Raw genomic sequence first — 25,760 nt, 5'->3', positions numbered from 1 at the left:
CCCATGAACACCACCACCAACTCCCTCGTCCAGAAGCTCTGGAACTACTGCAACGTGCTGCGCGACGACGGCATGAGCTATGGCGACTATGTGGAGCAGCTCACTTACCTGCTGTTCCTCAAGATGGCCGACGAGCGCAGCGCGCCACCCTACAACCAGGTCAGCATCGTGCCCGCCGCCTACGCCTGGCCCACGCTGCTGGCGCAGGACGGCGACGCGTTGTTTGACCATTACCGCCACGCGTTGGAAAAGCTGGGCCAGGAGAAAGGCACGCTAGGCCTGATCTTTGGCAAGGCACAAAACAAGTTTCAGGACCCGGCCAAACTGCGCCGCGTGATCGTCGATTTGATCGACGCCGAGACGTGGACTATTTTGGGTGCGGATGTAAAAGGCGACGCCTACGAGGGCCTGCTGGAGAAAAACGCGCAAGACACCAAGAGCGGTGCAGGCCAATACTTCACGCCGCGTGCGCTGATTCAGGCCATGGTGGACTGCACCGCGCCGCAACCCGGCGAGACCATTTGCGACCCCGCGTGCGGCACTGGCGGTTTTTTGTTTACCGCGCACAACTTTATTACCGGCCACAACAAAAGCCTGACGCGTGACCAGCTCAAGCACCTGAAAGAAAAGGCCTTCACCGGCTACGAGCTGGTGCAGGCCACGGCGCGTGTGTGTGCGATGAACATGATGTTGCACGGCATTGGCTCTGAAAAATCGGTGCCCGTGGTGGTGGGCGACGCACTGGCCGCCGACCCCGGCGAGCGTTTTGACGTGGTGCTGGCCAACCCGCCGTTTGGCAAGAAGAGCAGCACCGTCATCATGGGCGAAGACGGCCGCAGCAGCACCGAGAAAGACACCATTGAGCGCGACGACTTCTGGGCCACCACCAGCAACAAACAGCTCAACTTTGTGCAGCACATCAAGACCCTGCTCAAGACCCACGGCCGCGCCGCCGTGGTGTTGCCCGACAACGTGCTGTTTGAAGGCGGCGCGGGCGAGACCATTCGCAAGAAGCTGCTGCACGAGTGTGATGTGCACACGCTGCTTCGTTTGCCAACGGGCTTGTTCTACGCGCAGGGTGTCAAAGCCAATGTGTTGTTCCTGGAAAAAAAGGGCGCGTCCGAAACCCCATGGACCAAGAAGCTGTGGATTTACGACCTGCGCACCAACAAGCACTTCACCCTGAAGACCAGCCCGCTGCGCCGTGATGATTTGAATGAGTTTGTGGCGCTGTACAACGCAGGCAATCGCAACCTGCGGCAGGCGACATGGTCCGCCGAAAACCCGGACGGCCGCTGGCGCATGTACAGCTATGACCAGCTGATTGCCCGAGACAAAGCCAGTCTGGATATTTTTTGGCTCAAGGACGATTCACTGGCTGACAGCGACAACCTGCCCGCGCCCGCCGTCATTGCACAAGAGATTGTGGAAGACCTGCAAGCCGCGCTGGAGCAGTTCAAGCTGATTGCAGGCGACCTGGGTGGCGAGGTGGCTGAGCTATGACCACGCCTACCCGCTCCCTCAACCTCATTGGCGCTACCAATTTCCGCGATCTGGGTGGCTACACGGGTCATGGCGGGCGCACGGTGGTGTGGCGCCGCATCTTCCGGTCCGACCATCTGGCTGATCTGACGGCGGCTGACACGGCGGCGGTGGCCGCCCTGGGGTTGGCGCGGGTGTGCGATTTTCGGGGCGTGGCAGAGCGCGCGCCGCTGGCCTGCGCGCTGCCTGGCGTGGCCGTGCACTCCTTGCCGGTGGAACCCACCGTGCTCAAGGCGATTCAAGCCCGGATGGAAGCCGGGCAACCGCTGACGGCCTCGGACACGGTGGGGCTGATGCAGCAAACCTACCGCGCGTTTGTGCACGACAACGCCCCGCGCTTTGCCGCGCTGTTTGGCCATTTGCTGGAGCACGATGCGCCGCTGGTCTTTCATTGCACCGCCGGCAAGGACCGCACCGGTTTCGCTGCCGCGCTGATTTTGCTGGCCCTGGGCGTGCCGCGTCCGGTGGTCATGCAGGACTACCTTTTGAGCAACGACTTCTATCCCGTGCCCCATGCCCCCGCCACGCAGGCGCCGCAGGAAGTGCTCAACGTGTTGTGGGGCGTGCAAGCGGCTTTTCTGCAGGCAGCATGGAATGCCGTGGATGCAGATTTTGGGGGTATACCGCGCTATATGGAGCAGACATTGGGGCTGGGCCCCCTGCAGCAGGCGCGGCTGGCGGAGCTGTATCTCTCAGCCCGATAGGGCCGTCTGATCGGGCATGCGCCAGCGCTCCAGCGCCTCAGCCAGACCCGGGCGCGCCAGCAAGTAGCCCTGGTATTGCAGGCAGCCCAACTCCCGAAGCGCCTCCAGTTGCGCGCCGGTTTCAACGCCTTCGGCGATGACTTCCAGCTCCAGCGACCGGCCCAGCGCAACAACCGTTTTGACAATGGCGGCATCGTCTGGATCACTCAGCAGGTCACTGACAAACGACTGGTCAATCTTGAGCTTGTCCAGCGGCAGGCGTTTGAGGTTGCTCAGGCTGGAATAGCCGGTGCCGAAATCGTCCAGCGCAAAGCGCACCCCCCGCTCTTTCAGCGCATTCATTTTGCTGATGACGCCCGCCACATCGTCAATCAACTGGCTCTCCGTCAGTTCCAGCTCCAGTTGCGACGGTGCCGCTCCCGTTTCAGACAGCACATCCAGCACCTCCTGCACAAAATCAGGTTGCCGGAACTGCCGTGCGCTCACATTGACCGAGATGTACAGGTGAACCATGGCCGGCTGGGCCGCCCAGCGCACCAGTGCCTCGGCTCCCAACAGGCGGCCCTGGCTATCGACTTGGGGCTGGTAGTGCAACAGGAATTCTCTTCGGGCCAGCGCCTCGCGCAGATCCGCCTCCAGGGCCACGCGGGCCGACATCTGGGCCTGCATGTCCGGGTTGAAGAAGCGCAAGGTATTGCGTCCGTCGGTCTTGGCCTGGTACATGGCGAGGTCGGCCCGTTTGAGCAGTTCTTCCAGTGTGCTGTGGGGGTCTGAGAACATCGCAATTCCCACACTCACCGTGCTCTGGTGGTTCACATTGCCCAACACATAGGGATCGGCGAGCGATACGACGATTTTCTGGGCTACGAGGTTGGCCTGGCGGGCGGCTTCCTGCAGATCGGGACTCAGGTCGTGCAGCATCACCACGAACTCATCGCCGCCCAGCCGGGCCAGAGTGTCCTGTTCCCGGATGCATTCCTTCAGGCGTTTGGCGGTCTGCTGCAGCAACAAGTCGCCCATGTCGTGCCCCAGCGTGTCGTTGAGGGCCTTGAAGTTGTCCAGGTCAATGAACAGCAAGGCACCGTCGTGTGCGGTTCGGTCGTGTGCTGCCAGGGTTTGCTGCATGCGGTCCATGAGCAGGCGGCGGTTGGGAAGCTGGGTCAACGGGTCGTAAAACGCCAGTTGGTGAATGGCCTCGCGGTTTCTCTTGAGTTCGGAAATGTCCGTGGAGATGCCGCACAGTGCATATATGCGGCCATCGGCCTGGCGCAGCGGCAGTTTCACTGAAAGGTAGGTGCGAGAGCTTGCGCCGTCCTGGGTGGTGACGATTTCCTCGTCAGAAACCCGTTCGCCGCGCTCCAGCACGCGCAGGTCGTTGCGGCGCAGTTGTTCTGCGGTGGCGGCATCAAACAGGTCGGCATCTCCATGGCCCACGACATCCGCCTCGGAGCGGTTGGTGGCTTCGTACATCCTGCTGTTGGCGTAGGTGTAGCGCAGGTCCGGGTCTTTGATGTAGATATGGGACTCGACGCTATTGAGGATGGTGGCGAGTCGGTCTTCACTCTCCCGCAGTCCGCGGGTTTTTTCAGCGACCCGGCGGCGCAAAAGCAATACAAATCCCACTGCGAACATCAGTAATCCGCCTACGGCCGACAGGGTCCACCACAAGGCGGCAGGGACCAGCGTGCGGGGCGGCTCGCCACCCCAGCGTGCCAACACGTCGAAATATGCCGACCCCGGCTTGTCGCGCCAGCTCTGCAAATGCTGGTCGATAGAAGCCAGCAGGTCCGCATTGCGGCCTTTGCCCGCAGCGTAAAACAAGCGGCTGGGCTGGAACATGATGGGTGTCTCCACCAGCTAGTAGCGCGGCGCCTGGAGCTCGCCGAACTGGTGGTTGGCGACCACGGCGTCTGCTTGTCCCGATGCGACTTTGGCGAAGCCGTCGGGCAGGCTGCCAACAGGCACCCATTGCGCAGCAACCCCAAAGCTGGCCAGCAGGCTGGCCAGGTGCTCTTGCTGAACGGACCCTTGCAGAACGGCAACCCGCAAGTTTTGCAGGTCCAGAAGCGACCGGATGTCCGTTCCCTTGCGCTGGTATAGCTGAGACCAGCTGTGCAGTGCCGGTGTCTTGTGAAAATCGAATAGCTGGGCGCGCTGCTCGCTGAAAGCCACATCGGGCATCAGATCAATGCGGCCCGCCTGCGTCGCTTCAAGGCAGGCTTGCCATTCGCACACGACCGGCACGAGCGTCCAGTCTTCATCCCGGGCTATCTCGCGCAGCAAATCACCAAAAATCCCGGAGGGCTGGCCATCGGCGCCCAGAGAAATCTTGGGCTCATTGGCATAGACGCCCACCCGCACTTCGCGAGCCTGCACTGCCGCACTGCACAGCCAGCAGAGCAGCATCACAAGCGCACGGTGCCGGACGAGCCTGAAAAACGCGTTTGGAGCCATTTCGACGCAATTATTGCGTAACGCCGCCACAACGGGTGAGATTAGCGTGACGGCCTCGCAATTCGTGCCATGCTCTCAGTACAATGGCAACAGCTCTTTTCGAGCAAGTTTCGTGCCTTTATGAAAAACATCTATTTATTCCTGTTTTTGCTGGCGACCTGTATCGGGTTTGCGCCCTCGTCGTGGGCCGAAAAAGCGGACCGCAGCAAGCCCATGAACATTGAGGCGGACGCGCTGCGGTACGACGACGTGAAGCAGGTCAGCCTGTTTACGGGGAATGTCGTCCTGACCAAAGGAACCATCGTGATTCGGGGCGCCCGGCTTGAAGTGCGCCAAGACCCTGAGGGCTACCAGTTTGGCGTGGTGACGGGCACGGCCGACAAGCTGGCCTTTTTCCGTCAAAAGCGGGAGGCGCTGGAGGAATACATTGAAGGCGAGGGCGAATCCATTGAGTACGACAGCCGCGCAGACACGGTCAAATTCATCAAGAAAGCCCTGCTACGCCGCCTGCGTGGCACCACGGTGGGTGACGAAATCACCGGTGGCCTGATTGTTTATGAAAACCTCACCGATATGTTCACTGTGGATGGTTCTGCCAGCAAGGCCGCCGGTGCAGCGCCCAGCGGCCGTGTGCGCGCCATGCTGATACCCAAACCCGAGGGGGCCGCCGCGGCCCCCACTCCGGCCACGCCGATTCCCCCGCTGCGCTCCACCACCACCCTGGGGGGCGCGCCCAAGTGACCGCGCTACTGGAGCCATTCGCAGAAAGCACCCCTGACACCGGGCCGGACACCGCCATTGGCCGGCTTGAAGCACGGCACCTGCAGAAGTCGTACGGCAAGCGCCAGGTGGTCAAGGATGTTTCCCTGACCGTGCGCACCGGCGAAGTGGTGGGTTTGCTGGGCCCCAATGGGGCGGGCAAGACGACGTCGTTTTACATGATTGTGGGCCTGCTGCGCGCCAGCGCGGGCGAAATCACCATTGACGGACAAAGCATTGAGCACATGCCCATCCACCGCCGCGCGCGCCTGGGCCTGGGTTACCTGCCGCAAGAGGCCTCTATTTTTCGCAAACTCAATGTCGAAGACAACGTGCGCGCCGTGCTGGAGTTGCAGCTCGATGACGCAGGCAAGCCGCTCAAGAGCCCCGAGATTGAGCTGCGCCTGACCGCCCTGCTGCAAGACCTGCGGGTGGAGCACCTGCGTGATTCGCCAGCGCTGGCCCTGTCGGGTGGTGAACGCCGCCGGGTGGAAATTGCCCGCGCACTGGCGACACGTCCGCGTTTCATTCTTCTGGATGAGCCCTTTGCCGGTATTGACCCGATTGCCGTGATCGAAATCCAGCGCATCATCAATTTCCTGAAATCCCGCAACATCGGGGTTCTGATTACCGACCACAACGTGCGCGAGACCCTGGGTATTTGCGACCACGCCTACATCATCAGCGAAGGTGTGGTGCTGGCCCAAGGCACCCCGACCGAGATCGTGAACAACGCCGATGTGCGTCGCGTGTATCTCGGCGAACACTTCAAAATGTAGGCCAGCGCAATGAAACCCGGTCTTTCACTGCGCGTTTCCCAGCATCTGGCGCTCACGCCCCAGTTGCAGCAGTCCATCCGCTTGTTGCAACTCTCCACATTGGAACTCAGCCAGGAAGTGGAGCAGATGCTCGACGAGAACCCGTTTCTGGAGTTAACCCAGGACGAGGCCCCGCGTGAGGATTTCGGTCTGCCCCAGGCCGACACGCCCGTGAGCGAAGGGGAGCGCGAGATGGAGCATGCTCCTAATTCGATAGCTGAGTACGCAGATTCCACGGGGGCTAGCAGCACAAAAGACGATGAAGCGACGCCGCTGTCTTCGGACGATGAGCCCAGTTGGGATGGCGACGGCACGACCGAGCTGGTACCCGACGATGGCGAATGGGGCACCGACGCCAAGGCCAAAGCGAACAACCTGGGTGATGGCGAAGACGTGGATGCCACCGAGCTGGCGCGCTCACAGGAGTCCCTGCAATCGCACCTGCATCGCCAGGCATTGCGGCTGCGCCTGAGCGAAGAAGACCGCGGCGCGCTGCGCTTTCTGATCGAGTCCCTGAATGACGATGGCTACCTGGAAGAGCCACTGGAAGAGCTGGCCCGCGGGCTGGCCGGGGACGATGAAGAGCAGGTCGAAAACCTGGTGCACCACTTCACCGTGGCACTGGGCCTGCTTCACAGCCTGGAGCCCGTAGGCGTGGGCGCACGCGACCTGGGTGAATGCCTGCGTCTGCAGTTGCGCGCGCTCATGGCGTTGGCCAAAGCGGAATCGGAGTCGCCGGAACGCCGGGCCGTACTGGCGGTGGCCCTGGGCATCTGTGAGCAGCCCATGACCTTGCTCGCCCGCCGGGACGTCAAAACCCTGATGCAGCGCTGCGGCGGCACCGATGCGCAGACGCGTGACGCGATTGCCCTGATTAGCCGGCTGGAGCCTAAGCCGGGGCGGCGTTTTGTGGATGTGGAGCGCAATATTGTGGTGCCCGACGTGCTGGTGCTGCCGGTGGCGAAGACCAGCCCGGGCATGACGCCCAAGTTTCGCGTCATGCTCAACCCCGAGGTGATGCCCAAGCTGCGGGTGCACGATATTTATGCCAATGTGTTGCGCAACCACCGGGGTGGCAAAGACGCCGCCAGCTACGCCGGCTTGCAGCAGCGCCTGCAGGAGGCACGCTGGTTCATCAAGAACATCCAGCAACGCTTTGACACCATCCTGCGCGTGAGCACGGCCATCGTGGAGCGGCAAAAGAGCTTCTTCACCCACGGCGAACTGGCCATGCGCCCCCTCGTTTTGCGTGAAATTGCCGATGAGCTGGGCCTGCACGAATCCACCATCAGCCGGGTCACCACCGCCAAATACATGGCCACGCCGTTTGGCACATTCGAGCTGAAGTATTTCTTTGGCTCGGGGCTGGGCACCGAATCGGGTGGCAATGCCTCCAGCACGGCGGTGCGCGCCCTCATCAAACAATTCATCAGTGCCGAGAACCTGAAAAAGCCCCTGAGCGACAACCAGATTTCCGAGATGCTCAAAGAGCAGGGAATTGATTGCGCCCGCCGCACTGTAGCCAAATACCGCGAAGGGCTCAAGATTGCGCCCGCGTCGCTGAGAAAAGACCTATGAACCAACTCCAAATTTTTCTCCCCTGCGCCGCGGGCGTGGAGGATTTTCTGGCCACCGAGGTGCACGACCTCACGGGTTTGAAGGGTGAGGACCTGCTCACGCGCCGTGGCGGCGTGATGGCCCGCGCCTCCTGGCGCGACGCCATGCGGCTCAATTTGCACAGCCGCCTGGCGCAGCGCGTGCTGGTGCAGTTGTCGTACACCGACTACCGCAGCGAACAGGACCTGTACCGGGCGGCGGCCGATGTGGCGTGGGAGGTCTGGTTCACACCCAAACAAAGCATCAAGGTCGAAGTGACGGCGCAGCACAGCCCGCTCACCAGCCTGAATTTTGCCGCGCTCAAAATCAAGGATGCGGTGTGCGACCGCTTTCGCGACAAGGCCCACGGCGTGCGCCCCGATGTCAATACCCAGTGGCCTGACGTGCGCATCTACGCCCACCTGACCACCGAAACCTGTTCGCTCTACATCGACACCTCGGGCGAACCCCTGTTCAAGCGCGGCTGGCGCGAAGACAAGGGCGAGGCGCCGTTGAAAGAAACCCTGGCCGCGGCCATGATTGCCGCCAGTGGCTGGGCTGATGGCGATGGCGACTTGCTGCCGCTGTATGACCCCTGCTGTGGCAGCGGCACCATTGCCATTGAGGCCGCGCAGATTGCCTGCAACATCGCCCCCGGTTCGCTGCGCCACTTTGCCTTCGAGAAATATTTGCCGTTTCAGGCACACGTCTGGTCTGCTATCAAATCAGAAGCGGCTGACGCAGTCGTCAAGCCGGCTGCAGGTCAAAGCGCCTTGATTTACGGCAGCGATGTGTCGCACCGTATGGTCGATTTTGCCCAGCGCAATGCCGAGCGTGCCGGCGTGGCCGACGTCATCGAGTTTCGCGGTGGCGATGCGCTGCAGCGCATGCCACCAACCGAGTTGCCTGGGGTGATGCTGCTCAACCCGCCCTACGGCGAACGGATTGAAGTCGGCGGTATTGCTGGTGCGGGTGCGCGCGAGCAGGCGCATACCGAAGACGGCGGCGAATTCTTCAGCCAGCTGGCCACGCACTGGAAGAAAAACTTCTCGGGCTGGACCGGCTGGATCCTCACGCCCGACCTCAAATTGCCCAGCAAGATGCGCCTGAAAGAGTCCCGCCGCGTGCCGATGTGGAACGGCCCGATTGAATGCCGCATGTTCAAGTTCGACATGGTCAAGGGCGCGGCCCGCGCCAAGCCCGTGGGTGATGCGGGTGCGGGCGTTGAACAATCCGCTCCCAAAAGTGGCGCAACGGGCAACCAGGCCCATGAAGACAAGAAACGCGCCGACCGCAAGGCCAAAGCCGCGCGCGATTACCGCAAGCACATTGACCGTGGTGCCTGAAGCCGCCACGCCGGGTATTGTCCTGGACACCAACATCGTCCTCGACCTGTTCATCTTCAGCGACCCCGCCACCCACGCATTGCGGGCAGCCCTCGACAGCGGGCACCTGCGCTGGATTGCCACCCCACGCATGCGGGATGAACTGGAGCGGGTACTGACTTACGCCCACCTCGTTCCGCGCATGGCGTTTTACGCGGTCAGTGCGGCCGACGTGCTGGCGCAGTTTGATAAGTTGGTGCACATGGTGGACGCTGCACCCCGCGCCAGCGCTGTCTGCAAAGACCCGGATGACCAGGTTTTCATTGACCTGGCTGTGGCGCACCAGGTCATGCTGCTGAGCAAGGACAAAGCCGTTACTTCCATGAAGAAAAGGCTGTTGGCCCTCGGCGTTATTGCGCAGGCAGCTATCAAAACAATAGCGTAAATGCGCCTGCGGGCGCACACAGCTCAGGCAGCGGCCAAGGCAAAACTCTCCGCGCGCGCCAGCGGCCAGGTGTGCTGGTAAATCATTGGCAGTTTGCGCAAATCATCATGGAGCAACGCGCCGTTTTGCAATTGGGTGAGGATCAACTGCGCCAGTGAGCGGACCTTGTGATCATTACCGCGGCGCACGATGTGGTGGGCCGTGATGTCCTGCGTCGATACCCCTGTGGGGCAGGCGCCAGTGTGGCAATGCTGGGCCTGAATGCAGCCCAGTGCAAACATGAAGCCGCGCGCGCTGTTGCACCAGTCGGCGCCCAGCGCCATCAGGCGGGCCACGTCAAAGGCGGTGACGACCTTGCCGGCGCAGCCAATCTTGATGCGCTCGCGCAGGCCCACACCGCGCAGCGTGTTGTGGACCAGCAGCAGCCCTTCCTGCAGCGGTGAGCCCACGTGGTCGGTGAACTCCATGGGGGCAGCGCCCGTGCCGCCTTCGGCGCCGTCCACCACGATGAAGTCAGGCGTGATGCCGGTGGCCATCATGGCCTTCACCATGGCAAACCACTCCCACGGATGGCCAATGCACAGCTTGATGCCGGTGGGTTTTCCGCCCGAGAGCTCGCGCAAGCGGGCGATGAAGTGCATCATCTCGGTGGGCGTCGAAAATGCGCTATGCGATGCGGGGGACACGCAGTCCACCCCTTCGGGCACGCCGCGCGCCTGGGCAATTTCCGCCGTCACCTTGGGGCCGGGCAGCATGCCACCGTGTCCCGGTTTGGCGCCCTGGCTAAGCTTGATCTCAATCATCTTGACCTGTGGGTCGCGCGCGTTGGCAGCAAATTTTTCGGGGTTGAAGCTGCCGTCGTCGTTGCGGCAACCAAAGTAGCCCGAAGCCACTTCCCAGACCAGGTCACCCCCATGCACGCGGTGGTGGACCGAGATCGAGCCTTCGCCCGTGTCGTGCATGAAGCCGCCGCGCTTGGCCCCCGCGTTAAGGGCCAGAATCGCGTTGGCACTCAGGGCACCAAAGCTCATGGCTGATATGTTGAAGATGCTGGCGCTGTAGGGTTGCGCGGTAGCGGACCCGCTGGGCGCGCGAAAAAGGTGTTGCCTCGTTGTCGTTTTCAATGAAATACTGGCGAATTTCGGGCCGCACAAATTCCAGCATGAAGCGGATATGGCCAATGATGGGGTAGTTGCGCAGGATGGAGCGTTTGCTCTGGCGCAGGTCATACACGCCCACGCCGACCAGCACGGCGCACAGGAGGAAGACCAGCGCCCCTGCGCCAAACGCTACCAGGCTGAAAAGACTCAGTAGCAGCCCCAGAACGCAAAGGCCCATGGCGGTGTAGCGAATCGGGAAAAGGGTATCGAGATAGTTCAGCATGTGCGCGTGCTCCTGACGCCTGACGATACCGTCAAAGCCGACAGGGCAAAATGGGGTTTACACGGCCCCATTGGCTACGATAGAACCTGATATGACCACTGAACCCCTATCTTCTGAAGCGTTTGATGAAATCGACGCCATCCTGGATGACCTGCGCACCCGCTACGACGAGACCCCCCAGTGGGAGTTTTGTGAAGGCTTCATGGCCGCACTGATCTGCTGCCGCAAAGCCATACCGCCCACCGAGTACTTTGACGTGCTGCTGGCTTTGGGCGAGGGCGGTGAGGGCGCTGAGCCGGGGGAAGGCTCATTTGCCGACGAAGCCCAGAAACAGCGATTCATGGACATCTGGAACCAGCGCTGGACCGAGGTCCTCACCGCGCTGGACACCCCCATTGAGTCGCTGGAGGACGACACCGCGTACCACCCTGAAGTGATGGACGTTCGGGGCGCCATGGCCGAGTTGTCCGAGGCCGAGCGTGCAGATCTGCCAGACGAGGCGCTTCCGTCTTTTGGCCAGGTGTGGGCGCTGGGCTTCATGTATGCCGTCGAGGCCTGGCCCGATGAATGGGCCGAGCCCAGCGACAAAAAAGCAGCCAAATGGCACGACGTGGCCTTGCAGGCCATGGTGGCCATGACCGAAGACGACGAGGGCGAGCCCGAGTTGTCACCCTTTAGCGAAGACGGCCCGCCGACCATGAGCAAGGCCCGCCTGAATGCCTTCGCCGATGCCGTCTGGTCGGTGTACGATTTGCGTGAAATCTGGCGCGGCATTGGCCCGCGCGTGGAGACGCTCAAGCGCGCAGACACGCCGGGCCGCAATGACCCGTGCTTTTGCGGCAGCGGGAAAAAATACAAGAAGTGCCATGGCGCGTGAGCAGGGTCACCACGGAAGCGCACCGCCATCGTGGTTGAAGAATCCGCCTGAATCGTCTGCGTTCATTCCCTCCAGCACGGCGAGCAGGCGCTGCGCCGCTTGCATTGGCGTCACGACATCCAGTCCGGTTTTGGCGAACGGCCCCGACAAGGCGGTGTGAACCGTGCCGGGATGCAAGGCGACGCACAGCGCCAGCGGCTGGCGGCGGCGCAGCTCAATGGCCGCGGTGTGCACCAGCTGGTTCAGGGCGGCCTTGCTGGCGCGGTAGCTGTACCAGCCGCCCAGCCGGTTGTCACCGATGCTGCCCACCTTGGCCGACAGCGTGGCAAACACGGCCTTGCCCTGACGCGGGAGCATAGGCAAAAAATGTTTCATCAGCAAAGCCGGGCCAATGGCGTTGACGGCGAAGGACTGCGCCATGTGCACCGGGTCGAGTTGCTGCCAGCTTTTTTCGGGCTGATGGCCGTTGCCGTGCAGCGTGCCGGTGGCGTCAATGATCAGGCGCACAGGCCTGTTCTGATCCGCAGCCTGACTTGCCACGTAGCGGGCAGCAGCAGCGATGGAGGCTTCATCCAGCAGGTCCAGCGGCGGCGCGCTGCTCCGTGACAGGCCTGTAACGTCGGCAAACGTGGCGTCACCCTGCAGCTGTTGTAACAGGGCTGCCCCAATGCCGCCCGTGGCGCCGATGACGACGGCGAGTCCGCCGGGTGGTATGGACGAGAGCATGAGGATGGATTCCTAAATAAGGTGCGGCAGGGCATCTGCCAGAAAGTTGTAGACCGCCCGGATGCGGCGGTTGGTGCGTATCTCGCGGTGCACGGCCAGCCACATGGGCAGCACCGGAATCGTCAGCAGACCGGGCAGCACACGCACCACATCGGGATCGGTGCGCGCCATGTAGTCGGCCACAAAGCCCACGCCCAGGCCAGCGCGCACCGCCTGCCATTGCACGATGAAGTCGTCAGTGCGCAGGGCGAAGGCCTCGCGGGTTACGGGGTAGCCCATAGCCTGGAACCCCTGCAAGATGGCCGGGTCTGTGTCGCTGCCAATCAGGTCGTGAGTCAGCAGATCAGTCGGCTTGCGTAAAGGTGCGCGGCGCGCCAGATAGCTCCGGTGTGCGTAGGCGCCCAGGCCCACATTGCCGATCTTCCTGGCGATCAAAGACGACTGCTCGGGGCGCACCATGCGCACGGCAATGTCGGCCTCGCGTCGCAACAGGTTGCTGACCTGGTTGCTGGACACCAGCTCCACCTGGATGTCTGGCAATTCCTGGCGCATGCGCGCGAGTAAAGGCGGCATGAGTTGCACCGCCACCGGCGTGCTGGCCGTTATGCGGACGGTGCCTGCTGCCTGTTCCTGCACGCCGGAAAGCGTTCGTACCAGTTGCAGGGCACCGGCTTCCATGTCGCGCGCCGCGTCAGCCAACTGCAGAGCGGTAGCGGTAGGCACCAGCCCGCGCCCGGTGCGCTCAAACAGCACCACGCCGAGCTGGCTCTCCAGTTCGGCAATATGCCGCCCCACCGTGGGCTGGCTGGTTTTCAGCACCCGCGCGGCACCCAGCAGGCTGCCCTGGTCCAGGGCAGCAAGGAAGGATCGGGCGAGGCTCCAGTCGAATGGGTGTTGCATGAACGGCTTTGCAAAGATATTCAAATTTGCATAACTGGTGTGAAGATTTATGCAATTGTGGTGCAAGTCGATTGTTTTCACAATGCATCCACCAATCAACCTTAAGGAGTGCAAGCATGCAGACAACTGTTCTGATTCTGGGAGCCCGCGGACGTTTTGGAATGGCGGCGGCACGCGCTTTTGCCGATGCCGGATGGTGTGTGCTGGGCCAGACCCGCCCCGGCGCTTCTGTGCTGGCCAACGCGCCTGTGGAGTGGTTGGATCTCGAATTGGCGGACACGTCCGCACTGGCGGCGGCGGCACAGGGTGCCAGTGTGGTGGTGCATGCGCTCAATCCTGCGTATACCCACAAGGCATGGCGCGCACAGGTTGGGGTCATGATGGAGGCGGCCATTGCCGTTGCCCGCAAGCTCAACGCCACCTTGATGGTGCCCGGCAATATCTACAACTTTGGCGAGTCCATGCCCTCCGTGTTGCGGGAAGACACGCCCCAGGCAGCGCGCACGGTTAAAGGCCATATCCGCATTGCGATGGAGGCACAGCTGGCGCGCTCCGGGGTGCGCGGTGTGGTCATCCGCGCCGGCGACTTCTTTGGCAGTGGCAAAGGCACCTGGTTTGATTCGGTCATCGTCAAGGACATCCAGAAGGGCGTGTTCACCTATCCCGGCCGCAAGGACGTTGCGACCGCCTGGGCCTATTTGCCCGATCTGGCGCGCACCTTTGTGGCCGTAGCCGAAAAACGCGCGGAGTTGAAGCCTTTTGAGGTCTTCCACTTTGCGGGTTACCGGCTCACCGGTCAGCAATGGCTGGATGCGCTCGACCCGGTGGCGCGGTCGCAAGGCTGGGTCAGGCCGGGTGCGCACATCACATTCAAACGGCTGCCCTGGGCCTTGATCCGCGCAAGTGCATGGTTGGTGCCCACCTGGGCCGCCCTTCTGGAAATGCGCTACCTGTGGGACACGCCCCACGCGTTGGCAAATGACAAGCTGACCGCGCTGATGGGCACCGAGCCGCATACGCACTTGGCTGTCGCAGCTGAGGCCGCTTTGGGCGGTCTGGGCCTGCTGCCTTCTGCAACGCCCCTTGCGCTGGCGCAAGGACAAAGGCCTGTCACTGCAGTGCAATGAATCTTTTTAGGAGAGCACCCATGCAACGCCGTCGCTTCATTCGCCTTGTCGGGGGTGGTGCCGTATCGGCAGCCGCTGTCGTCTCGTCCGCAGGGATGGCCGGATGCAGTTCTTCCATGCCCGCGGAGGCCATTGAGGCGTGGCAGGGCCCCGCAAGTGCGCTCGCTGCCGACGGCGATATGCGCCGATGGCTGCTGAGCTACGCCATCCTTGCGCCGCACTCGCACAATTTGCAGTCGTGGATTGCCGACCTCGGAACGCCCGGGGAGATCTCCCTGTATTGCGATTTGCAGCGCCTGCTGCCGCAGACCGACCCGCTGTCGCGCCAGATCATGATGAGCCATGGCACGTTTCTGGAATTGCTGGACCTGGCGGCCCGCGAGCGTGGTTTGCGGGCGGAGATTAGCCTGTTTCCGCAAGGCAGCTTTGGCCCCGCAAAGCTCGATACGCGCCCCGTGGCACAGGTCCGCCTGACGCCCGACGCCGGCGTCAGCAAAGACCCGCTGTTTGCGCAAATCCTCAAACGCCATACGAATCGCAGTGGCTACGACATCGCCCGTGCCGTGCCAAAAGCCGCCTGGGATGCAATGGCCACCAGCGTGGACCCCTCCATCGTGCAATTGGGGGTGGCTGGACTGGAGCAGCCCGAGATTCTGGCTGTGCACCGTGTCATTGCTGCCGAGGCCTGGCGCATCGAGCTCACGACACCGCGCACCGTCATGGAGTCCTTTGAGGTGCTGCGCGTGGGCGCTGGCGAGATTGCACAACACCGCGATGGCCTGTCGCTGACAGACCCGTTGGTCGTGGCGCTGGACAAGCTGGGCCTGTTTGACCGCAGCAAGGCCCCCGCGCCCGATGCCTACGCCACCACCAGCCAGATCAAGGACTTTGGCAACAAGCTGGAGGCCACGCCTGGCTTTGTGTGGATGGTGACCCAGGGCAATGACCGGGTGACGCAGATCCATGCCGGCCGTGCCTACGCGCGGGTGCAGCTCGCAGCCACGGCGCAGGGCCTGGGCATGCAGCCGCTGTCACAGGCGCTGCAGGAGTACCCGGAGCAGGCGCAACCCTATGCAGACATCCATGCGCTGCTGGGCGTCACGCCCCCCGATCAGACGGTGCAGATGTGGGCGCGTGTGGGCTATGCACCCGCTGTGGAACCTGCACCCCGGCGGCGGCTGGAAGACTTCATCCGCGCATGAGCAACGAGGCCGTCAGGGCGAACATGATGACGGCAATGGCGCCGTCCAGCACTCGCCAGGCCGTGGCGGTTGCGAATACCGGCTGCAGCAGCCGGGCACCAAAACCCAGCGCTGAAAACCAGAGCACGCTTGCCAGGCATGCACCCCCACCAAACACCCACTGGCCGGGGTCGGCACGCTGACTGGCCACGGAGCCGAGCAGGATGACGGTATCCAGATAAACATGGGGATTGAGGAAAGTGAAGCCAAAGCAGGCTGCCAGTGCGGTCGCCAGGCTTGTACTGGTAGCCGTTTCCACCTGCAACTGCCCGCCCTTCCAGGCGCGACGCAGGGCCAGTGCACCGTAGCTGGCCAAAAACAAGGCGCCGCCCCATCGCGCAAGGTCCAGCAACACGTCATTGCCGCGAATCAACGCACCTGCGCCGGCAATGCCACCCAGGATTAGCAAGGCGTCCGACAGCGCGCAAAACAGGACAATGGGCAGCACATGTTCACGCCGCAGACCCGCGCGCAGCACAAAGGCGTTTTGCGAACCAATCGCCACAATCAGCGCCAGACCCGTCGCAAAGCCTGCCCAGAAATCTGCGCTCATGCGGCAGTAGAAAGCCGGGTCAACAGGCCCTGCAAAGCATGGACCACGGTGGCGGCGCGCACCGCGGCGCGGTCGCCATCAAAGTGCTGCACTTCGCTGAAAACCCCGTCGGGCGTGGCCCAGCCAAACCACACGGTGCCTACCGGCTTTGCGGGGCTGCCGCCTGTGGGCCCGGCGACGCCGGTCACGGCGACGGCCACCTGGGCACGGGAGTGCTGCACGGCGCCTTGCGCCATGGCGCGCACGACTTCTTCGCTGACGGCGCCCACGCGTTCGATCAGCGCAGCGTCCACGCCCAGCAGCTCGGTTTTGGCTTCATTGGAGTAGGTCACAAAGCCGCGTTCAAACCAGTTGCTGGAGCCCGCCAGATCGGTGCAGGCGGCGGCAATGAGGCCGCCCGTGCAGCTTTCGGCGGTAGCCAGCTTGCATTGCTTTTTCATCATCCAATCGGCCAATAGCCCGCACAGGAATTGCGCAGACAGCTCTGAATTTGATAGCAGTCTGCCCGCCCTCGATGGCATTACACAAACCTCCACACGGCTACCACCAGCAGGGTGCAGCCGGCGGCCACCAAGTCGTCGAACAGGATGCCAAAGCCGGCCTTGCGCCAGGCGGCCGGGTCGGTGGCCGGGTCCAGGTCGTGGTACAGCGCGTCGGCCCAGCCCACGGGGCCGGGTTTGACCGCATCAAAAAAACGGAACAGGCCAAAGGCCAGTGCCTGCCCCACCAGCCCGGCGGGCATGACCAGCCACAGCACCAGCCAGAAGGCCACCACCTCGTCCCACACGATGCTGCCGGGGTCCAGAACGCCCATGTTGCGGGCGGTGACGCTGCAAGCCCACCAGCCGATGGGCAGGGAGGCGGCAATCAGCATCGCCCAGCGGGCATCGTTCATCCAGGGCGAGAGCGCAATGAAGGCAATCCACGCCCACAGCGTCCCCGAGGTACCGGGCGCAAGACGCGAGAGGCCCGAACCAAAACCCAGCGCCAGGAAGTGGGCCGGGTGCGAAAACAGGAAGCGCACGGAAGGGCGCACAACCGGCACCGGTTGCCCGGGGTCGGCGGGAAACACGGTAACGGGGGAGGAAAACGGGTCGTTCATGCGGGAATTATCGGCGGCGTTTTCAGACCCTTGTCGCGCTTTTGATATGCCGCTGGTTATTGCACTGGTCATGGCTGATGGCCAGATTTTCTGCGTGGCTATTGCCACCTTCGCTCAGGGGCTGCATGTGTTCCAGCGTGGCATCCACCGGCTCCACGTGCAGGCCGCACACCCAACAGGGCACCACGCCGTGCAACTGGCGGGCTACGGTTTTGTAGATTTTGTCGCGGGTAAGGGAGAGTTTGCTCATGGGGCAAAGTGATCAAAGGACGTGAAGGTGTTCGCTACCTCGGCGCCCTGGGCATCGACCAGGCGCAATCCGGGCGCGCGGTCGATCTGTCCGATACGGGTGACGGCCGTGCCGCTCGCTTGGGCGGCCGCCTGAACTGCGTCGCGGTGCGACGGTGGCGCGGTGAAGACGAGTTCGTAGTCATCGCCCCCGGCCAGCACGCATTGCAGAACGCGTTTTTCATCAAGATACGAGTTAAAAATGCCACTGGCCCGCGCAAGATATGCGCTGGCAGCTATCAAATTGATAGTGCATTGCGTATGAACTGTTGCCCCTACTCCCGATTTGTCGAGGATGTGGCCCAGGTCGCCCAGCAAGCCGTCGCTCACATCGGCCGCCGCGCTGGCAACGCCACGCAAGGCAAGACCCAGCGCCACGCGGGGTGTGGGTTGCTCCAGGCGCAGGCGGGCTTGCGCGAGCATTTCGGGCGGTAGCGGGTGCGTGCCTTGCAGTGCTTCAAGGGCCAGCCGCGCATCACCCAGCGTGCCGCTGACGTACAGGTCGTCGCCTGCCCGGGCGCCGCTGCGCAGCAGGGCAGCGCCTGCGGGCACCTCGCCAAAAACGGTGATGCAGATGTTCAAAGGCCCCTGGGTGGTGTCACCGCCGATGAGTTCGCAGTCGTGGGCATCGGCCAGTGCCAGCAGGCCTTGTGAGAAAGGTTCCAGCCACTGGGCCGTGGCGTCGGGCAGTGCGAGCGCCAGCGTGAAGGCCAGCGGCCGCGCACCGCAGGCGGCCAGATCGCTCAGGTTGACCGCCAGCGCCTTGTGGCCCAGGGTGCGGGGGGCTACATCGGCAAAGAAATGCCGACCCGCCACCAGCATATCGGTGGATATGGCCAGGTGCATGCCGGGGGCTGGCTGCAGCAGGGCGCAGTCGTCCCCGATGCCCAGCACGGCCTTGCGTGTGGGGCGTGTGAAGTAGCGATCGATCAGCTCAAATTCGCCCATCATCTCGTGTCAGTGTCGCTCATATGAGCGGGCCACAAAAAACTCATGGGTGCTTGCCACAGGCGCTGGAGGACTGCGCCACGTATGCGGGCACGGCCCAGGCCGGACACGCTGTGGGCTTGCAGGGCGACCCGGAATGCCAGGTAAAAACTGACCCCGAGATTTAGCGCACCGATCACCGGGATGCTGGCCACCGCCCACCACAGTGCAGGGTTGCGCACGATGTCCCAGCCCATGCTGGCACAGGCGGCGCCTAGCTGGCCTGAGGAGAGGGTGACGTGCCGCACCTCCATGGCCAGTCCGAAGAATCCGAAGATGGCCGGTAGCAGGCCCAGCATGAAGCCCAGTGAAATATTCGAGGCGAAGCCCGATATGTTGTGGCGCATGAAGTGCGCCCAGCGGTCTGCCCGTGCCACACCCAGGCGCCGGGTGATGTGCGGGTTGTAGCGCAACGCCGAATCCAGCCGGTGCAGCACAAACCAGTTTTCCACCCAGCCCGCGATGATGCTGCTGGAAAACAGCAGCACGCCGGTGAAGGCGGCAAACAGGGCGGAGGGCCCCCACAGGTCCAGCGAGTGCAGTACATGCTCGGCGTCGGCCGCATTGATCATGGGTTGCCCGCTGACATATTGCATGATGAATGACAACAGGACGATGGCTGGAAAAACGACCGCCACATTGCCCAGCACGGCGGCCACCTGCGAGCGCACCAGATGCGTGACCTCGTCCACAAAGGCGCCCAGCTGCTGGGAGTCGCCAATGTCCTTGAGTTTGGCGGCCATGGCAGGCGCTGTCATGGCCGGCTGCTTGGTGGCGAGCGTGAAGTGCAGCAACTGGATGACGACAAAGCTGACGGCGTACACCACGCCCGACCAGAAGCCGTACCAGAACGCCGACAAGCCCACGGCCATGACCGCAAATTTCAGCAACGTGGTCACCGCCGTCAACGCACCGCCGCCAGCGGCCTGTCCCAGCATGGTGCGGTACTCTTGCCGGTTACGGGTAATGTAGTGTTCGCCCGTTTCCGAACTGCGCTCGGCCACTTTGGCTGCCAGTAGCGAGGTGCTGGCCGTCACCAGCGCGCCCAGGCTGCGCTGCGTCTGGCCGACAGCGGCCAGGTGGGAGAACAGCCGGGCACAGTGGGCGTGGGCAGGGTCATTCAGCAGACAGTCCAGCAGGGCGCGAATGCGCAGCACCCGCGCACGCAATTGGCGCAGCCGAAACACCAGATCCAGCGAAATGCCGTGGGCGTCCAGGTGGGTGTAGACCGAGGACGCCGCTTGGCGGCAGGCATCCAGCTGGGTTCGAAATCGCTGCGCCGCTTCATCCAGCCCCTGGCCGCTCAGCCAGGCATCCCGCACCGCATCAAAATCGGCAGAAAGCGTGTGAAACGGCCCGGAGGCGCGTGCCGGCGTGCTCATGCGCAGGCGTATTTCAGGGGAAAACCCGGCTGCGCTGATCTGGCTGGTGCAAAACGTGATGGCTTCCAGCAAGGCGCTTTGCCAGTAGGTCAGGTGGGAGGCGTTCAGTGCCGCACCTTCGTTGGACGCAGCGGTTAGCAACTGGGCCAGGCGCTCCAGCGTGACGGGTGCGAGGGCGGATACCCACTGGGCATCCAGCTCGGTCGGCATCACCAGCGCAAACAGCTCGGAGGCATCTGCGGTTTCCGGGGTGGCGGGCAGCAGTTTGTTGTGCAGGCGCTCCACGAATTCGCTGACAAAGGCATTGCGGGAGGCAAATCCATAGTCGGACAACAGGATGGTGCCGTCCACGGTGTCGATCAGCTTGCGCCACCAGCGCTGCAGCCGGGCCTTGGTGTGGGGCCGCGCGTCCAGAACGTCCAGAATCATATCGACGCGGGCCGCCGCCGCCGGGGCCGATTTGCCGTTGCCGCGAATCCAGTCCAGCAGGGCAATCAGCCACAAGTGCCGGTGCACCAGATCGGCATCGGGATCCAGAGCGTCCAGCAGAACGGCCAGATCCGGGGGGGATTCAAAAGGAGAAGTCATCAGTGCAGTGTGCGCCTTTCGCCGGCGCTGGAATCGCCGCTGAGCGCATCAAGAACAAACATGGGGACGTCGGCGTCGAACTTCTCGCCGTCTTCGGCCACGCAGAAAAAGCTGCCGTGCATGGTGCCCGTGGGGGTGCGCAGGCGGGTTCCGCTGGTGTACTCGAAGGCCTGACCGGGTTTGAGCAGGGGTTGCTGGCCCACCACGCCCAGGCCTTTGACCTTTTCGGTGTGGCCGTTGGCGTCGTTGACGTTCCAGTTGCGCGAGATCAGTTGTGCCGGCACCTCACCGGTATTGGTGATGGTGATGGTGTAGGCAAACACATACAGGTCTTGTTCGGGGTTGGACTGGTCGTGCAGGTACTGGGGCACAACTTCCACGGATAATTGATACTTGGACATTCCGCAATGCTACCTGCGAAAATGCCCCATCTCCCACCCCTCTCTGGAATGCCCCCCGCCATGACGTACCGAATTGCCCCCTCCATCCTGTCTGCCGACTTCGCCCGACTGGGCGAAGAGGTGAAAAATGTCATCGCTGCTGGGGCCGACTGGATTCACTTTGACGTGATGGACAACCATTACGTCCCGAATCTCACTTTCGGCCCCATGGTGTGCCAGGCCCTGAAGTCGCACGCCAAAACCGCTGCGGGTGTAGCCGTGCCGATTGACGTGCACTTGATGATTTCGCCCGTCGATGCGCTGGCGGGTGCTTTTGCCGATGCAGGGGCTGACCTCATCAGCTTTCACCCGGATGCCTCGGGCCATGTGCACCGCAGCATTCAGGCCATCAAGGCCAAGGGCTGCCAGGCTGGGCTGGTGTTCAACCCCGCAGAGCCACTGGATGTGCTGGACTGGGTGATTGATGACATTGACCTGATCCTCATCATGAGCGTCAACCCGGGCTTTGGCGGACAGAGTTTCATTGACTCGGCACTGCGCAAGATCGAAGACGTGCGCAAACGCATTACCGCCAGCGGCAAGGACATTCGCCTGGAGGTGGACGGCGGCATCAAGGTGGACAACATCCGCCGTGTGGCCGATGCCGGGGCCGACACCTTCGTCGCGGGCAGCGCCATTTTTGGCAAGCCGGACTACAAGAGTGTGGTGGACGCCATGCGGCTGGCGCTGAAAAATTAGCGTCGCCACCCCAGGCACAGCGCAAGCCAGTCATGCCAATCGACCACACGGGCAATATTCCGACGTCGCATGTGGGGCTGGATGCGTATGAGGCTGCCATTGGCAGCGATACTCCGGGGAAAGCCCTGACTTCAACCCGAAAGAGGGCAAGTCCGGGTCTTTTGCGCCGCCTTCTGGTGCGCATGCAGGGGGATGACGCCGCCTATCGGTGGGTCCGAATCGCCATGTACACCATGCTGGGCCTGGTGGCGGGGCTGGCATTGGTTCAGGCTTGGCGTTCCGAGCAGGCGGAGGTCGTGCGCCGAGTCGATGTGGAGATCATTCGGGTAGCTGCCGAGCAGAGCACCCTGAGCCAGCGCATGGGCACCCTGGCCGTGATGCTGGCCGTTCCAGACTTTGACAGTGACGAGCGTCGCAGTGCGTTGAGCGATAGTCTTGAACTTGCCAGATCAGAGGCCATGCGGCTGGAAACCTTGCTCAAAACCCAGGCAGCATTGCAGTCAGATACGCCCACAAGCCTCCAGAGTGCGTTGAAGGTCTGGCAAGAGAGCCGCGCGCACTTGTGGAGCCGCGCTCAGGCCGTACTGTCGCAGCCAGACCGCACTGATACAAGCGCCCTGATGCGGGCGACTCAGGCGTTGCACAATGACCTGGAGACAACCCTCATATCGATTGATGTGCTCGTGCTGGAGGTGCAATCGGCAGCGCAGGCCCGTAGCATGACCGCGGCACGGCAAATCCGGGTGCAGGTCGGCATTGCGCTGGTTTTCCTGCTCCTGATGGCTCTGGCGGTGGTGGAGCCCACGGCACGTGCGGTGCGTCGACAGCACCTTGCGCTATCGCGCCAGGCGATGCGCCTCAAACGCCTCGCGCTGGTGGCCGAGCGCAGTTCCAACGCGGTCGTGCTGGCCGATGCCGAGCGCCGTGTGGTGTGGGTCAACGAGGCGTTTACCCAGATGATGGGCTACCCCGAAGACAAGGCCTTGGGGCAGCGGTTTGGTGACCTTTTGAGGCAAGGGAGTGCGGACCCTGCCACCTTTGAGGCGTTTGGTGAAGCGGTGCAGCAGGGTCGCGGCCTCAAGCGGGAAATCAAGATCAGCGCGGCCGGCGGGGAGCGGCGTTGGGCCCTGGTGGACGTGCAACCGATTTTTACCGATGCGGGCGGTTTGTCTGGCTGGGTTCTGGTAGCGACCGACCTGACCGACGTGCGTGCGCAGCAGCAGGTGCTGGAGCTGGCGGTGGAAGGTGCGGGTCTGGGTATCTGGCACTGGGACATTGAAAACGGCACCATGCAGTGCAACAGTCGCATGCTGGAGATCATGGGTTACCAGAGACGCGAACTGGCCATGACAGCAAGAGACTGGAATGCCCTCATTCACCCGGATGATTTTGCACCCTGGATTGCCGCGGTAACGGCGCATTTGCGCGATCCGGCAGCGCCCCTTCGGATGTCGGTGCGCCTGCGCCATGGCAATGGACGGTGGGTCTGGATGATGCTTGCCGGTACCGCTGTGGACCGTTCGGCAGATGGCCGGGCATTGCATATGGCGGGTGTTGCCATGGACGTGCAGGCGCAAAAAGTGATGGAGCAGCAGCTGCGTGCGGCAGCCCGAACCGATGGCCTCACTCAGTTGCCCAATCGTACGGTGGTTCTGGACGGGATCAATGCCGCCATTGAGCGGGGTCGTTCAGCGCCTGGCTATAACTTTGCCGTCCTCTTCATGGATTTTGACCGCTTCAAACAGGTCAATGACACACTGGGTCACAGCGTGGGAGACGAGTTGCTGCGCCAGATTGCCCAGCGATTGCAGGACAGTATGCGTCCCGGTGACAGCTTCATGCAGACCAGTGATTTTTCCCACCTTGCTGCGCGGATAGGGGGGGATGAGTTTGTCGTGCTGCTGGACGATATTCGGGGGGATCTGGAGGCGGAAATCGTAGCCGGACGATTGCTGGATGTACTGGCCATGCCCTACACCATTGGATTGAGCAAGGTGACGTCAACTGTCAGCATCGGTATTGTCACCAGCAACCACGCCGCGGAGGACGCCGACAGCGTGCTGCGCGACGCGGACATCGCCATGTACGAGGCCAAGCGCACGGGCCGTGCCCGCTATGTCCTGTTTGATCCGTCCATGCGTCAGATGGTCAACGCCTCAGTCGCGCTGGAAAACGATTTACGCCAAGCGCTGGACCAGCATCAGATTTTTGTCGTCTACCAGCCGCTGGTTGATCTGGCTACCGGTGCGCTTGGCGGCCTGGAGGCGCTGATGCGCTGGCGCCATCCCCAGCGCGGGTTGGTGCCGCCAGTGGAGTTCATTCCCGTTGCCGAGAACTGCGGTCTGATTGGTGCGCTGGGACAGTTTGTGCTGCAAACGGCTTGCCATGCATTTGCGTCCATGCAGACTGTTCTGGGCAGTGCGGCGCCGCCCTCCATTGCTGTGAATCTCTCTCGGGCCCAGTTGCACCTGCCCGGTTTGGTTGGGCAAGTGCAGGATGCGCTGCGCGCCAACGGAATGTCCTCCGGCCAACTGGTTCTGGAAGTGACCGAGAGCTTGGCGGCGCAGGACGAGCGGGTGATCCACACGCTGCATGAACTGCGGGCGCTCGGCGTGGCGCTGTCGCTGGACGACTTTGGTACGGGTTACTCGTCCCTGTCGTGCCTGCATGAAATGCCGGTGGACTTTGTGAAGATTGACCGTTCGTTTGTCAGTCTCGCGCAAAGCAGTGATTACCGGCGCGTGCTGATCGAGGCCACGATCCGCATGGCGCAGACCTTGGGGCTGGGAACTGTGGCCGAAGGCATTGAAACAGCCGAGCAGGCCGTGCTCATGGCGACGCTGGGCTGCGACAAGGGACAAGGCTACCTGTACAGCAAACCCCTCGAAGCCGAAGCGCTGGTGGACTGGGTGCAGTCGACGGTGTTCACGCCCTGACCGCGTGCAAGGCCGGCTTTGCGCCACGCAGGGGATCGATTTTCAAGGTGGGGAGTTGGTAGGCCCGGTCATCAAACAAGTCGATGCCGCAACTCAGGGACTCAATCCACTCAAAGAATTGCGCAATGGCCACAGGTCCCACGATCGGTGCGCCGTGCTGGGGAACCAGCATGGATATATCCAGCTGACGGGCCATGCGCACCCAGAGCCGCAGGATCTTGTTGGACACCATGTAGCGGCGGTGGAAGCCTTCCATTAATGGAATGTGGGCTTTCAAGTCGGTGACAAATTGCTGGGCCTGCTGCCCGGTGGTCATGGAGGCGCCCAAGTCGCCGGTGAACAGGATGCGGCTTACGGGGTCATAGAAATGAAAGTTGCCTTCAGAATGCATGAAGTGCGCTGGCAGCAACCAGATTTCATGGTGGCCCAAGGCCAGCTTTCCACCCGCATCCGGAACACCAATGACCCGGTCTTCGGTTTTTCCGGCCTTGGTAAAGTGGGGCGCAAAACGCTCCCATATTCTGGAAATAACCAGCTTGGCGGGGGTGGATGTCATCCAGCGATCCAGCGACGCAATGATGTCGGGATCGGCGTGCGAGGCGAGAATGTAGGAAAGTTTGTTCGGCGCGAAGTGCCGTGACATGCCCAAAAAAAGCTCGTTGAACGCCAGGTTGCCGCCCGGGTCGATGATGGCACCGGTATCGCCGTCCATGATCAGGAACTGGTTGGCCTGTACCGCTTCTCCGTACCCGTCAATGAGGTCAGTGAACATCAGACACGCATGGGTTTTGTCCCGGTACAGTTCAATGGACATAATGGAAAACCCTTAGATTGTCGTAAAGGGATGCATCCTAAGGTGCTGCGCCCAGGCGGTATTGATTTGGGTCA

Annotated in this window: 24 protein-coding genes and 1 pseudogene; 12 read left to right on the top strand and 13 right to left on the bottom strand. The window is 62.5% G+C overall.

Features of this window, described 5'->3' with window-relative positions; genetic code table 11:
- The first annotated feature begins 3 nt into the window (after window positions 1-3).
- Together AC097W_RS05860 and AC097W_RS05855 are read left to right on the top strand one after the other, a co-directional pair.
- Window positions 4-1,503 carry a type I restriction-modification system subunit M gene (locus tag AC097W_RS05860; protein WP_479601517.1) on the top strand — a complete coding sequence of 500 codons (1,500 nt, stop codon included), beginning with the start codon at window positions 4-6 and terminating at the stop codon, window positions 1,501-1,503.
- On the top strand, window positions 1,500-2,246 hold the full coding sequence (locus AC097W_RS05855; protein WP_479601514.1) for a tyrosine-protein phosphatase: 747 nt from the start codon (window positions 1,500-1,502) through the stop codon (window positions 2,244-2,246). Before AC097W_RS05860 ends, AC097W_RS05855 begins: the two co-directional genes overlap by 4 nt.
- Here the strand turns inward: AC097W_RS05855 and AC097W_RS05850 are convergent.
- Entirely contained in the window at window positions 2,235-4,085 is a 1,851-nt protein-coding gene (locus tag AC097W_RS05850; RefSeq protein ID WP_479601512.1) for a putative bifunctional diguanylate cyclase/phosphodiesterase, read from the bottom strand. The two genes, AC097W_RS05855 and AC097W_RS05850, sit on opposite strands and share 12 nt — an antisense overlap.
- 18 nt (window positions 4,086-4,103) lie before the next feature.
- A complete protein-coding gene (locus tag AC097W_RS05845) occupies window positions 4,104-4,652 on the bottom strand; it encodes a transporter substrate-binding domain-containing protein (RefSeq protein WP_479601510.1) in 549 nt (182 codons plus the stop codon).
- Between the two features lie 168 nt (window positions 4,653-4,820).
- Here AC097W_RS05845 and lptA point away from each other — a divergent pair, with 168 nt between their 5' ends.
- From lptA to AC097W_RS05820, 5 genes are read left to right on the top strand one after another with little or no spacing between them, the layout of a single operon-like run.
- Window positions 4,821-5,441: a lipopolysaccharide transport periplasmic protein LptA gene (lptA, locus tag AC097W_RS05840; protein WP_479601507.1), complete on the top strand. Its 621-nt coding sequence runs from the start codon at window positions 4,821-4,823 to the stop codon at window positions 5,439-5,441.
- 8 nt (window positions 5,442-5,449) lie between these two features.
- Window positions 5,450-6,238 (top strand): LPS export ABC transporter ATP-binding protein, encoded by a 789-nt coding sequence (gene lptB, locus AC097W_RS05835; protein ID WP_479602065.1) that lies wholly within the window; start codon window positions 5,450-5,452, stop codon window positions 6,236-6,238.
- A gap of 9 nt (window positions 6,239-6,247) precedes the next feature.
- On the top strand, window positions 6,248-7,855 hold the full coding sequence (rpoN, locus tag AC097W_RS05830; protein WP_479601505.1) for an RNA polymerase factor sigma-54: 1,608 nt from the start codon (window positions 6,248-6,250) through the stop codon (window positions 7,853-7,855).
- Window positions 7,852-9,219, top strand: coding sequence for a THUMP domain-containing class I SAM-dependent RNA methyltransferase (locus tag AC097W_RS05825; protein WP_479601503.1), 1,368 nt, complete (start codon window positions 7,852-7,854; stop codon window positions 9,217-9,219). Before rpoN ends, AC097W_RS05825 begins: the two co-directional genes overlap by 4 nt.
- A complete protein-coding gene (locus tag AC097W_RS05820) occupies window positions 9,212-9,643 on the top strand; it encodes a putative toxin-antitoxin system toxin component, PIN family (RefSeq protein ID WP_479602064.1) in 432 nt (143 codons plus the stop codon). Before AC097W_RS05825 ends, AC097W_RS05820 begins: the two co-directional genes overlap by 8 nt.
- A gap of 23 nt (window positions 9,644-9,666) precedes the next feature.
- On the opposite strand, the pseudogene AC097W_RS05815 reads toward AC097W_RS05820, so the two are convergent.
- Window positions 9,667-11,026 (bottom strand): annotated as a pseudogene (locus AC097W_RS05815) (FMN-binding glutamate synthase family protein).
- 91 nt (window positions 11,027-11,117) lie between these two features.
- Between AC097W_RS05815 and AC097W_RS05810 the strand changes: the two are divergent.
- A complete protein-coding gene (locus AC097W_RS05810) occupies window positions 11,118-11,903 on the top strand; it encodes a UPF0149 family protein (RefSeq protein ID WP_479601500.1) in 786 nt (261 codons plus the stop codon).
- 6 nt (window positions 11,904-11,909) lie between these two features.
- Here the strand turns inward: AC097W_RS05810 and AC097W_RS05805 are convergent, their stop codons facing one another.
- Both AC097W_RS05805 and AC097W_RS05800 read right to left on the bottom strand, forming a co-directional pair.
- Window positions 11,910-12,629, bottom strand: a complete 720-nt coding sequence (locus AC097W_RS05805; RefSeq protein ID WP_479601498.1) for an SDR family NAD(P)-dependent oxidoreductase — start codon at window positions 12,627-12,629, stop codon at window positions 11,910-11,912.
- 12 nt (window positions 12,630-12,641) lie between these two features.
- Window positions 12,642-13,529: a LysR family transcriptional regulator gene (locus tag AC097W_RS05800; protein ID WP_479601496.1), complete on the bottom strand. Its 888-nt coding sequence runs from the start codon at window positions 13,527-13,529 to the stop codon at window positions 12,642-12,644.
- Between the two features lie 116 nt (window positions 13,530-13,645).
- On the opposite strand from AC097W_RS05800, the gene AC097W_RS05795 reads away from it, so the two are divergent.
- Window positions 13,646-14,656: a sugar nucleotide-binding protein gene (locus AC097W_RS05795; protein ID WP_479601494.1), complete on the top strand. Its 1,011-nt coding sequence runs from the start codon at window positions 13,646-13,648 to the stop codon at window positions 14,654-14,656.
- Between the two features lie 20 nt (window positions 14,657-14,676).
- The gene (locus tag AC097W_RS05790; protein WP_479601492.1) at window positions 14,677-15,858 is read left to right on the top strand and encodes an Acg family FMN-binding oxidoreductase; all 1,182 of its coding nucleotides are present in this window, start codon (window positions 14,677-14,679) and stop codon (window positions 15,856-15,858) included.
- On the opposite strand, the gene AC097W_RS05785 is transcribed toward AC097W_RS05790, so the two are convergent.
- The 7 genes from AC097W_RS05785 to apaG all read right to left on the bottom strand — a co-directional run bounded on the left by AC097W_RS05785 (window position 15,845) and on the right by apaG (window position 21,198).
- A complete protein-coding gene (locus AC097W_RS05785; protein WP_479601490.1) occupies window positions 15,845-16,450 on the bottom strand; it encodes a LysE/ArgO family amino acid transporter in 606 nt (201 codons plus the stop codon). The two genes, AC097W_RS05790 and AC097W_RS05785, sit on opposite strands and share 14 nt — an antisense overlap.
- Window positions 16,447-16,890, bottom strand: coding sequence for a CinA family protein (locus AC097W_RS05780; RefSeq protein WP_479601487.1), 444 nt, complete (start codon window positions 16,888-16,890; stop codon window positions 16,447-16,449). Before AC097W_RS05780 ends, AC097W_RS05785 begins: the two co-directional genes overlap by 4 nt.
- Window positions 16,891-16,970: 80 nt before the next feature.
- Window positions 16,971-17,552 (bottom strand): phosphatidylglycerophosphatase A family protein, encoded by a 582-nt coding sequence (locus AC097W_RS05775; protein ID WP_479601484.1) that lies wholly within the window; start codon window positions 17,550-17,552, stop codon window positions 16,971-16,973.
- A 22-nt stretch (window positions 17,553-17,574) separates the two neighbouring features.
- Window positions 17,575-17,802: an HNH endonuclease gene (locus AC097W_RS05770; protein ID WP_479601482.1), complete on the bottom strand. Its 228-nt coding sequence runs from the start codon at window positions 17,800-17,802 to the stop codon at window positions 17,575-17,577.
- Window positions 17,799-18,788 (bottom strand): thiamine-phosphate kinase, encoded by a 990-nt coding sequence (thiL, locus tag AC097W_RS05765; protein ID WP_479602063.1) that lies wholly within the window; start codon window positions 18,786-18,788, stop codon window positions 17,799-17,801. The genes AC097W_RS05770 and thiL overlap by 4 nt, the downstream gene beginning before the upstream one ends.
- Entirely contained in the window at window positions 18,788-20,797 is a 2,010-nt protein-coding gene (locus tag AC097W_RS05760; protein ID WP_479601479.1) for a site-specific recombinase, read from the bottom strand. The genes thiL and AC097W_RS05760 overlap by 1 nt, the downstream gene beginning before the upstream one ends.
- Window positions 20,797-21,198, bottom strand: coding sequence for a Co2+/Mg2+ efflux protein ApaG (gene apaG / locus AC097W_RS05755; RefSeq protein ID WP_479601477.1), 402 nt, complete (start codon window positions 21,196-21,198; stop codon window positions 20,797-20,799). The genes AC097W_RS05760 and apaG overlap by 1 nt, the downstream gene beginning before the upstream one ends.
- 60 nt (window positions 21,199-21,258) lie before the next feature.
- Between apaG and rpe the strand changes: the two genes are divergently transcribed.
- Both rpe and AC097W_RS05745 read left to right on the top strand, forming a co-directional pair.
- Window positions 21,259-21,936 carry a ribulose-phosphate 3-epimerase gene (gene rpe, locus AC097W_RS05750; protein ID WP_479601475.1) on the top strand — a complete coding sequence of 226 codons (678 nt, stop codon included), beginning with the start codon at window positions 21,259-21,261 and terminating at the stop codon, window positions 21,934-21,936.
- A gap of 32 nt (window positions 21,937-21,968) precedes the next feature.
- Window positions 21,969-24,872, top strand: coding sequence for a putative bifunctional diguanylate cyclase/phosphodiesterase (locus AC097W_RS05745; protein ID WP_479601473.1), 2,904 nt, complete (start codon window positions 21,969-21,971; stop codon window positions 24,870-24,872).
- Here AC097W_RS05745 and AC097W_RS05740 read toward each other — a convergent pair.
- Window positions 24,862-25,686 carry an oxygen-binding di-iron domain-containing protein gene (locus AC097W_RS05740; RefSeq protein ID WP_479601471.1) on the bottom strand — a complete coding sequence of 275 codons (825 nt, stop codon included), beginning with the start codon at window positions 25,684-25,686 and terminating at the stop codon, window positions 24,862-24,864. The genes AC097W_RS05745 and AC097W_RS05740 overlap by 11 nt on opposite strands.
- Window positions 25,687-25,760 lie beyond the last annotated feature (74 nt).

The organism is Rhodoferax sp. GT1R46 (assembly GCF_056521285.1).
Note: the sequence above shows the minus strand (reverse complement) of the source record. Positions and strands in the feature narration are given on the sequence as shown.